The 8512-nt window shown below is 43.3% G+C and carries 7 protein-coding genes; 4 read left to right on the plus strand and 3 right to left on the minus strand.

Annotation, left to right across the window (positions count from 1 at the left end):
• The 4 genes from DBR11_RS22565 to DBR11_RS22580 form a co-directional block, all read left to right on the plus strand.
• The coding region (locus DBR11_RS22565) for a hypothetical protein (protein WP_199233926.1) at positions 1–1385 on the plus strand (1385 nt) is incomplete at its 5' end.
• 185 nt (positions 1386–1570) lie between these two features.
• Entirely contained in the window at positions 1571–2536 is a 966-nt protein-coding gene (locus tag DBR11_RS22570) for a helix-turn-helix domain-containing GNAT family N-acetyltransferase (protein WP_108554868.1), read from the plus strand.
• Positions 2537–2544: 8 nt separating this feature from the next.
• The gene (gene panB / locus DBR11_RS22575; RefSeq protein ID WP_108554869.1) at positions 2545–3360 is read left to right on the plus strand and encodes a 3-methyl-2-oxobutanoate hydroxymethyltransferase; all 816 of its coding nucleotides are present in this window, start codon (positions 2545–2547) and stop codon (positions 3358–3360) included.
• A 181-nt stretch (positions 3361–3541) separates the two neighbouring features.
• Entirely contained in the window at positions 3542–4402 is an 861-nt protein-coding gene (locus tag DBR11_RS22580) for an urea transporter (RefSeq protein ID WP_108554870.1), read from the plus strand.
• A gap of 143 nt (positions 4403–4545) precedes the next feature.
• Here the strand turns inward: DBR11_RS22580 and DBR11_RS22585 are convergent, their stop codons facing one another.
• The 3 genes from DBR11_RS22585 to DBR11_RS22595 all read right to left on the minus strand — a co-directional run bounded on the left by DBR11_RS22585 (position 4546) and on the right by DBR11_RS22595 (position 8436).
• Complete coding sequence (locus tag DBR11_RS22585) at positions 4546–5727, minus strand: glycoside hydrolase family 88 protein (RefSeq protein ID WP_108554871.1); 1182 nt, start codon at positions 5725–5727, stop codon at positions 4546–4548.
• A gap of 19 nt (positions 5728–5746) precedes the next feature.
• A complete protein-coding gene (locus DBR11_RS22590; RefSeq protein WP_108554872.1) occupies positions 5747–7897 on the minus strand; it encodes a TIM-barrel domain-containing protein in 2151 nt (716 codons plus the stop codon).
• A 110-nt stretch (positions 7898–8007) separates the two neighbouring features.
• Positions 8008–8436, minus strand: coding sequence for a CBS domain-containing protein (locus tag DBR11_RS22595; protein WP_108554873.1), 429 nt, complete (start codon positions 8434–8436; stop codon positions 8008–8010).
• Positions 8437–8512: the final 76 nt, after the last annotated feature.

Genomic DNA, 8512 nt, shown 5'->3' on the forward strand with positions numbered 1-8512 from the left:
ATGAAAAAGGGAATCGAATCCCCGACTTTAGCTATGTAGGCTACCACCACGGAAATGCCGAAATCCCGAATGTCAAGGTAGTCAAATCCATTGCACCCGATGGCACAAATGACCAGCAGATCATACAGCAGGCCATTGATGAAGTATCAAAACTTCAACCAGATAAAAACGGTATCAGAGGAGCCATTCTGTTGAAAAGAGGAGTTTACAAAATTCCCGGAACGCTACAATTGCAGGCTGGCGGTGTTGTTCTCCGGGGAGAAGGAGATCAAAAAGAAGGTACTCGTCTCATTGCAACGGGCAAAGGTCAACGTTCCTTATTGAAAATAAACGGCCAGGGAAAACCAGTTTCTATTGAAAAAACACGCACCAATGTAACCAATAACTATGTGGGCACCGGAAGTTTTTCAATAAACGTGCAGAATGCCAATCAATTACATGCCGGAGAGCCGGTAATCTTGTATTATCCAGGAAGTCAGAACTGGGTCTCCGATCTAAAAATGGATCAGATTGAAGCAAGAAAAGGCACTAAGCAGTGGCAGGCTGAAGAATACAACCTGACTTTTCAGCGCGAGATTATAAAAATTGAAGGGAACACACTTTGGCTGGATAACCCCGTGGTAATGGAGATCAATCCAAAATATACCGCAGCCCAAGTATATGCCTATACCTTCCCCGGCCGGATCGCCGAATCAGGTGTAGAAAACATCTATTTCGAATCCGAATTTCAAGGCGACACCGATGAAGATCATGGCTGGATAGCTGTAGACTTCAACAATATCGAAAACGGATGGGTAAGGAATATTACGGCTGTCCATTTCGGATATGCGGCAGTAAGCCTTGGAAGTCAGGCAAAAAACATCACCGTAAAAGACTCCAAATGTTTAGACCCCAAGTCGATCATTACAGGCAGCCGTAGATATTCATTCAATAACGATGGGCAACTGAACCTGTTTATGAATATGGAAACAACTTTCGGAAGACATGACTACGTAACCGGAGCAAAAACCCTTGGCCCGAATGTCTTTTTCAATGGCAAAACCAGACAGTCGCAAAGCGACATCGGCCCCCATCACCGTTGGGCAGTAGGTACGCTTTACGACAATATCGATACCGATGGGGACATTGACATCCAGGACCGTGGAAACTACGGCAGCGGACATGGCTGGTCTGGAGTAACCCAAATCCTTTGGAACTGCAAAGCAAAAAGAGCTGCAGTACAAAGCCCATGGGTATCCGGTTTAAACTATGCCATTGGTTTACAGGGTCAAAAATACCCAGGCAGATTTAACGACAGACCAGATGGATATTGGGAAGGCCAGAATAAGCCAGACCTGAACCCTTCCTCCCTGTATTTAGCACAACTAGCTGCAAGGAAGAAATAAGGAATTTTGAGACTCACTCCGGTCTGCACCCGTCCCGGTTTGCACCCAGGAAAATATGTTTTCATGATCAAGCCTCAGAACCTGCAAGGTTCAGCGCGATCAGAAAACATATTTTCAATATTATCAGCCATAAATTAAAAAGATCCTTTACATTTGCATAATCAGTTATGTAATTGATTATTCTTATGGATTTATTTAAAAGAACAGGTAAAATGGCTTTAGGAAGCCGCCTAAGACTGATGACTGCAAGAATTACAGACGATGCAGCCAAGGTTTACGAACTCTACAACGTAGCATTCGTACCAAAATGGTTCCCTGTATTTTTCGTTCTTGCAGAAGACGGCGGAAAAACCATTACTGAAATTGCAGGCGAGATTGGCCATTCGCAACCTTCAGTGAGCAAGATTGTCCAGGAATTGATCACGGCAGGATTGGCACAGGAAAATATGGAATCGCCAGATAAACGCAGGAACATCGTTGCGCTGACAGAAAAAGGAGTGGAAATATCAGCACTTATGAAGATTCAATGTGCCGATGTAGATGCCGCTATCGAAAGCATCATTTCAGAAGCCAGACAAAACCTTTGGGAAGCTATTGAAGAATGGGAATTTCTACTGGACCAGAAATCTCTGCTCAGAAGAGTACAGGAACAAAAGAAACTCAGGGAAAGTAAAGCCGTACAAATTGTAACCTACGAAGAAAAATACCAGACAGCCTTCAAAGCACTCAATGAACAATGGATCTCTACCTATTTTAAAATGGAGGAAGCAGATTACAAAGCACTCGACAATCCTCAAACTTATATTCTGGACAAAGGTGGTAAAATATTCGTAGCACTATACGAGAATGAGCCTGTTGGTGTCTGTGCACTTATCAAAATGGATGATCCGGATTATGATTTTGAATTGGCAAAGATGGCCGTATCGCCTAAAATTCAGGGAAAGAATATTGGCTGGTTACTTGGCCAGGCAATCGTACAGGCAGCAAAAGACTTAGGGGCAGCTAAAATATATCTGGAAAGCAATACCATATTAAAGCCAGCAATCAATTTATATCAGAAATTAGGTTTTGTTAAAGTAGTAAGCCGCTCTACCCCCTATGCACGCTGCAATATCCAAATGGAATTAAAACTTAATCACGAACCTTTTTAAACAAAATCATGTCACAACACAAAGAAGTGAAACGGATCACCACAAATACGCTTCAGCAAATGAAAGCGAAAGGTGAAAAAATTGCCATGTTAACCGCCTATGATTATTCCATGGCAACGGTTCTGGACGATGCCGGATTGGATGTGCTACTTGTAGGCGATTCTGCATCCAACGTGATGGCTGGGCATGAAACCACCCTGCCTATTACCCTGGAACAAATGATATACCATGCGCAGAGTGTCGTAAAAGCTGCAAAAAAAGCTTTAGTATTGGTAGATCTACCCTTCGGCAGTTACCAGGGCAATTCCAGAGCAGCTTTAAATTCTGCCATCCGCATGATGAAAGAATCCGGTGCGCACGGCATTAAGCTGGAAGGCGGTATTGAAATTATGGAATCCATTGAGAGAATAATCTCCGCCGGTATCCCGGTGATGGGACATTTAGGCTTAACCCCACAATCCATTAATAAATTTGGCACTTATACCGTCAGAGCTAAAAATGAAGCAGAAGCACAAAGATTAAAACACGATGCTATGGCTCTACAGCAAGTCGGATGCTTTGCCCTTTTACTGGAAAAAATACCGGCAGAGCTGGGCAAAGAAGTTTCGGAAAGCCTCCATATTCCAACCATCGGCATAGGCGCAGGCATGCATTGCGATGGACAAGTGCTTGTTATCAATGACATGATCGGGCTAACCAAAGGATTCCGCCCCCGTTTTCTTCGTCCGTACCTAGATCTGTACAACGGTATATTCAACGCGGCACAACTCTACATCAAAGATGTAAAAACAGGCGACTTTCCTAACGAAAAAGAACAGTATTAAACTGGAAGAAACTTCTTACTATCTCACTCGCCCGGTCTACATGACTCATCCTGCATAAACTTAACACCTGGTATAGACCCGTTTGCTATGGCCTCCGAATTTTTACATAAGCAATTATTTTTCGTTAAGAACCTTTGGATTGCTCATCTAATGCTTATATTCCAGCTTAAAGAAAAAAACCATGATGTCATTGAAGCACTTGAAGACTCTTTTTATAGGTACGGGTCAGATTATGTTACAAGAAAATGCAGCGACGGGCGTATTTTTTCTTGCCGGTATATTTTGTGGTTCAGCTGTAATGGGCTTGGCAGCGTTGTTGTCCGCAACTATTGGAACATATACCGCTAATTTGTTCAAATATGATGAAGAAGAGATCAATAGCGGCTTGTATGGCTTTAGTGCTGTTCTTGTAGGCGTAGCTTTGACTTGTATGTTTCAAGCAGGTATTACGGTATGGCTGGGCGTTCTGATAGGCTCTTTTCTGGCGGCTGTTATTCAGCATTTTTTTATCGTTAAGAAGATTCCGGCCTTTACTTTTCCATTTATCCTGGTAAGCTGGGTTTTGTTGTTTCTCTTTTCTTCTTTTCCTTCACTGGGCGTTCAGGCAGTAGAAGGCGGGGAGCTTACCAATGGGAACGGTTTTACTGCCGTTTTCCTCGGATATGGACAGGTTATTTTTCAGAATACCATCTGGGCTGGTGTCCTGTTCTTTATAGGAGTACTGATTTGTAGCCCGGTTGCTGCCATTTATGGTCTAACAGGTGCAGCTTTAAGTGCGCTCCTTGCCTATGGAATGCATGAACCTGTTGGGGACATCTACTTGGGATTACTGAGCTACAATGCAGTTTTATGTGCGATTACTTTTGCAGGCAGAGCGTTCCAGGATGTTTTGCTGGCATTCTTGTCCATTATACTTTCGGTTATGATTGTTGTGCTGATGAGAAGATTGAACCTGCCGGCATTAACTTTTCCGTTTGTATTGGCTACCTGGATTACATTGATATTGAAGAAGGTAATCTACGGAGAGGGGGCTAATCAATAGCTGCTGCCTACCAGCCTCGGGGAAAGGTCGGTGCAGGTTCGCAAAAGGTACCTGTTTTGCGAACCTGATATGGGCAGCATTCGACCAGACCACATTCTTTTTTTATTCTCCCAGCTAAACCCTAACCAAATTAAAAAACTTAATTAAAGTTTCGCTTTCCTGTTCAGTGCTTCCAGATAATAATAATCTCCATAAGACAAAGGAACATCAACCTCACTGTTAGAAGGTTTAGACCCTGTACTGTGCAGTAAGATAAATCCCTTTGCCGTCCCAACAGGCGCAATATAATCCGTACTTAAACTGTACAAAATCTTATCCGCTTTCTTCAAATAATCAGCTCTATTGGCCTTGCTATAAGCACTAAGCTCGTACAACGCAGACGAAATCACAGCAGCAGCAGAAGCATCCCTGGGCTCATTCGGAATACCAGGTGCATTAAAATCCCAGTACGGAACCAAATCCTTAGGCATATTCGGATGGCTGAAAATATAATGCGCAATATGTTCCGCCTGCTTCAAATAGGCCACATTATGCGTATAGCGGTAACACATCGTATACCCGTATAAACCCCAGGCTTGTCCCCTGGCCCAGGCAGATGCATCACTATATCCCTGATGCGTAGTCCTCTTCAAAACAGCCCCGGTATTTGGATCATAATCCACGACATGATACGAACTATAATCTGCCCGGAAATGATTTTTCATCGTTGTATTCGCATGACTTACCGCAATTTTATAAAAAGAAGAATCTCCGGTTAACCTTGTCGCTTCAAATAATAATTCCAGGTTCAGCATATTGTCAATAATTGTTGGATTAACCCATTTGTCCCGGCTATGATCCCAAGAGCGAATCACCCCGGTTTTAGGATTAAAACGCGTAGACAACGTTTTTGCAGATTCGATCAGCACTTCCTTATAGTGTGCATCCTTAGTCAGCTGATATCCCGTTCCCACACTACAATACACCTTAAAGCCCATATCGTGAGTTGTACCGTTATCCTTTTCCTTTTCAATAGGTACCGTAAACTGCTTCGCCTCTTTCATTCTCTTTGCAGAGTGATCATTCTCATACAAATACCATAGCACCCCAGGAAAGAAACCACTGGTCCAGTCTTTTGAAGCCACCAATTTCAACTCACCCTTTTCCAATGTCCTTGGCGACACCAGATTGGCATTTTTGTTTGCTGTCAGTTCTTTCAGCATCAGGTCCGTTTGCAATTCAGCATGCTGAAAAGCTTTTTTTACATTTACTTTTTGCGCATTTGAGGAATTCACCCCTCCTATAAACAAGCCCGCTGCAAGCGCCGCGATGTGTATATTCTTCATCCTGTTCTTTATTTGGTCTCTATTTGGTCATTTGTCTAAAGGTAACTTTTCCAATGGTATTTGGCATACCTTTTTGCGCAGCAGCAATCTGGCCCTTGATCCTGCCATCCTTTTGCTTCTCTACAAGAATCTCCCGGAAAGAATATTGTCCCTTTTCATAGTTATAACTTTCCCCATCATCATCATATAGCATATAATGACCAGGTTGCTCTCCGTAATACCTGATTTCCAGGTCAGTTTTCTCCTTCGGACCAGGAACATGTAGTCTCGGCTGCATCATAGGAATCACTGCTCCATCCTTCACATATACAGGAATCTTATTTAAGCCCGGCGTTACCGTAATCACCTCACCATTGCCTGCATAGGCCCCAGTAAAAAAGTCATACCATTTTCCTTTAGGAAGAATGACCTGCCTGGTGGTTTGTCCGGTAAATAAAGGTGCCACCAATAAGCTTTCCCCAGCCATATACTGGTCCTTGATTTCCTTACTCACGGCCTCAGCATAAGGGTTTTCTTCCAGATTGGTATTTCCCTTTACTTTAACCACTCCGGTAGAGAAGCCCTCCTCTAAGGACATGCCCCTAAAAGGCGGAATGCCTTCAAAATGATACTTTGCAAACTCCGAATACCAGTAAGGTAACATTTGCATCCGCAACAAGGCCATTTCTTTTACCTGATCAGCCACTTCCGGAAAAGACCAGGGTTTGGTACTGCTGGACCAGGCGTTAATCATCGCCATAGGCGAAAAAACAACGGTCTGCATTCTCCGGAGCCATTCTTCAGGAGTTTTGGAGGCCCTCACTTCCGGCGTCCACAATACCCCAGAGTATCCGCTGTTGATCAGCGCTGTAATGAAATCTTCATGATTATAATAATCATCGTAAATCACATAAGGAAAAGCATTTGCCCCACCATTAGATGCCCTCACCAATCCATAAGTTCTTTTATTGAGCTTTCGGAACATTTCTGTACTATAGCGCTGCATCAGCACACCGTAGGTTTGACGCATTTGCTCAGCACTTGTTCCTGATGGAAAAGTCGCTACATCCGGCCACAGGTAATGGTCATAACCATCCACCTCATCAATCTTATAGCCACTTACCCCCAGGCTAATCTGGTCCTGTTGCATTTGGCCAAATAGAATATCTCTGGCCTGTGGCGTCAACAAATCAGGTACAACCCCATTCCAGACGGTATGAGAACCAGTATAGGGTAGTATATTTTTATAAAAAGGCGCATCTGGCGAAACATAAGGATTGGTCCACAAATTGATCCGCACGCCTTTATCCAGCATGGTTTTCACAAAAGTTTTAGGATCAGGATAACGTCCTTTGTCCCATTCAAAGGTGCAAGGATAAGCTTTACTCTGCCAGCCGGGTTCCAGCCCAACAAAGTCCAGCGGGTAGCCATTCTTTTCAAATTCGCTTACTTCCTTTTCTACATCTGCAGCCGTAGACAGTGTTTTTACACGTTGTGTAAATCCGAGCCCCCATCTTGGTGGCAATGGCCCTCCCCCCATAAAGAGGTTATAACGCTTAATGGCATCTATAGGCTTAGGCCCGGTAAAAACAAAAAATTCCAATCCCTCAGCAGCCACCAGAATTTCTACCGCATCAGAATAAGGCCTGGAAGACCAAGTTTTATCTGTATTCCGGTCTTTCGGTACAGCAGGCGTTTCACTGTCCTTACGCACTGCAGAACCAACATACATATTGATATAACGTGCGGTATTGATGAAAACACCGTAACCCTTAGAAGACACATAAAAAGGTACCGGGGCATGCGTACGCCCATTGTCTTTACCTCCAAAATGGTCTACATGCAATTGCAGAACCTTTCCGCGCTGGTGAATGGTCTGGAAGTTGAGACCCAGGCCATAAATCTGCTCCCCTTTTTCCAGAGGAAAACGCAAATAGGTCTTTCCGTCTATAATTTGAGTGTGGATGGCCTCTTTAGCCATGGGAAAATCTACAGAGGGAAGTTTAGATAGTGCGCTTTCATTAGCCGTTGCTCCAGAGGCTTTGATCAGGTCATAAGCTTCAGGTTTTCCAGCTACCCCCTTCCACACACCAGGTTCCACTTCGTTCCAGTTTAACCTCTGCGCATGAACAGCCACACAAGGGCTGATGCATAAAAAAACAATTAGTAATCTACGGCGAATGCTCCACATGAAAAATACAGTTTAAATCTCAAAGAAAGGACTTCCCTCTTATGATTTTTAAACAATTTACGCCAGTCATTCAATTATATTGGCATTTGGCCGGAAGCTTTTGCTCTTTTTTAGCTGTTGATATAACTTTCCAAAGCGTTGATGGTATGCTTTTGGTCTTCAATAATAAACTTCACCACATCCCCGATAGATACCATACCCGCAATCAGACCCTCGTGCACCACAGGCAAATGCCTGATGTGTCTGTCGGTCATGGTCTGCATGCAGGATTCAATAGAGTCCTGGTATTTTACAGTAACGGGATCAGAGGTCATCACCTCAGAAATCAAAGTATCCTGTGAAGACTTTCCGTGCAGAATGATCTTTCTGGCATAATCGCGTTCGGTAAAAATGCCCTGAAGTTTTTGTCCATCTAAGATCAGTAAGGCACTGATGTTTTTTTCCATCATGACTTTGAGGGCTTCTAATACAGAAATTTCTGCAGGAACTGAATAAACTTCTGCTGATTTGGTACTGAGTAACTGTTGAACGGTCTTCATATGCCTGGAATTTGATATTAAATTTAATAAAAAAATAATTCAATTCAAAATCTCAAACGCATACAAAATAGTGACG

The organism is Pedobacter sp. HMWF019, from assembly GCF_003061025.1.
GTDB lineage: Bacteria > Bacteroidota > Bacteroidia > Sphingobacteriales > Sphingobacteriaceae > Pedobacter.